We start from the raw sequence: 2,207 nt of genomic DNA, 5'->3' as shown, positions 1-2,207 counted from the left end.
TTCAATGATTTTTTTCTCCTTATAAAAGTTGTAATATTGTGTCTGAATAAATAGTTATAAATCCACTCTCATACCCCCCTTTAATAAAGTCAGAGGAGTATTTGAAAATGGAAGAGACGAAGGAACTTTAGTAGTCTCTATTATACACCATTTACTCTGTTATCAAACAAAAAATAATTTGTATAGCTATATACAGAAAATCAACTCATTGTCACAAAAAGAATTATCAGGTTATTATTATAAGTTTATAAAATTTTTTAGCTTCCTTTTTCCCTGTTGTCCTTGGCCTTTTTCCAGGATATTCTCTACAAAATCTTTCTGAGGACTACGATACAAGAGCAAAATGATAAATGGGTTTTAATTTCATCACAACAGTGTTAGTCTCATAAGTTGAAGGAGAACAAAAAGTATTTTCTCCTCCATGCAATATTATTTTAAACCTTACCCTTAAGGGCAAGGTCTTATTTAAACCATTTCTGATTCATAATTGTTATGAGTACATCAACTTCTGTTTTATCGGCTTGGCAACTATTAAGAAATCGTGAAATTACTTGCCAAGAAGCATTGGAACGTTTAGTAGATAAACGGGGAATTGTAAATTTGCAACTACTTGATAAAGAAGTAGCATATCGCTTCTTTAGAGAATTTCCCGATCAAAAAGATTTGCCCCCAGTTATTCCCCTGCTGCTGTGGCGCAACTGCTACTATTTAGCCTCTCCTATAGATATATGTGCTGATGAGATGAAAAAGATGAGCGATCGGACTTTTTCTGACATCAGAATTATCCCTATTGCGGAAAAAAGCTATAGCGCTTGGTATCATAGAGAAAAAATAAATCCCAAGTCTATCTCTGGTACACAATTAATTAACCCTTTAACCGGAGAGCTAGAAGAAGAAGATGTCTGTGCAACCACAGAATTATATCTTTCCCAAGCTGCTGACCAAATTGGTCGGATTAAAACAATTATTTCTGGCGCTCTGCGTAACCGTGCTAGTGACATTCATCTTGAACCGACTGGGGAGGGTCTGCGAGTACGCTACCGTATTGATGGCATTCTGAGAAATATTACTACCCTACCAGCAGATATTGGTCGTCGAGTAGTAGTTGCCATTAAAGTAATGTGTGATATGGATATTGCTGAAAGTAGATGTCCTCAAGATGGGCGAATTAGCGAGCAATATGCAGGAGATGATGATTCTAATGTAGGATTAGATTTGCGAGTCAGCACCCTTCCTTGTGTTGGCGGCGAAAAAGTTGTGATTAGGTTACTAACTTCCAAAAACCCTTTTTCTAGTTTAGAGAAGTTGGGATTTTCTGAGCGAAGTTTAACTTTATACAAAAGTTTGTTGCGCCAACCACAAGGAATGATTATTTTTACAGGTCCGACTGGTTCAGGGAAAACAAGTACCCTATACACCAGTTTGTTATCAGTGGCAACGGAAAATGTTAATGTAGTTACTGTAGAAGACCCGGTAGAATATGTATTACCAGGGATTACTCAAACTCAGGTAAATGAGAAGGCTGGAATGACTTTTGCTGCTGGTCTGCGGGCTATTTTGCGTCAAGACCCTGATATTATTATGATGGGTGAAATACGCGATCGCGAAACGGCAGATACAGCAGTCCGCGCTGCATTAACTGGTCACTTAGTCTTGACGACTCTACATACTAATGATGCCATAGGTGCAATTCCCCGATTAAAGGATATTGGTCCTGACCCTGCTTTGATGAGTGATGCGCTGTTGGGTATTGTGGCACAAAGATTAGTAAGGAAAATTTGCCCCCACTGTGGAGAACCTCATACTCCTAGCAAAGAAGAGTTACAAATATTGGGTTTAGATAAGCCACAAACATTATCTGCTGTCAGTTGGGCTGCTAGCAATAGTAGATCTGCTTATGCTTCCGCCTTAAATCATAGTAATGGTAATGGTCATAGCGTGCAAACTATGACTGCTGTTACTCCAAGTATCAAGCATGAAATTCAAGGGAAATGGCGTATGGGTCGTGGTTGTTCTAATTGTTTCAATTCTGGTTATTCTGGTAGAGAAGCAGTTGTAGAATTATTGGATGTAAATGATACTGTTCGCGAGTTGATTTATGAAGGTACAATGACTCAGTTGATCTCTTTGCGTTCGGCTCGCTCGTCGGACGCGAGATCACGCTTGAGCTGACACAAGACTGCCTTGCCGACGTCCTGCGTGCCTCG

The 2,207-nt window shown here is 39.2% G+C and carries 1 protein-coding gene; it reads left to right on the top strand.

Translation table 11 applies throughout. The annotated features are described in order from the left end of the window. The first annotated feature begins 492 nt into the window (after positions 1 to 492). Positions 493 to 2,172: a GspE/PulE family protein gene (locus F6K22_RS39225; protein WP_293110397.1), complete on the top strand. Its 1,680-nt coding sequence runs from the start codon at positions 493 to 495 to the stop codon at positions 2,170 to 2,172. Positions 2,173 to 2,207 lie beyond the last annotated feature (35 nt).

Origin of the sequence: Okeania sp. SIO2F4 (assembly GCF_010672385.1) — a bacterium.
Classification (GTDB): domain Bacteria; phylum Cyanobacteriota; class Cyanobacteriia; order Cyanobacteriales; family Microcoleaceae; genus Trichodesmium.
This window is presented reverse-complemented; position numbering and strand designations above follow the sequence as displayed.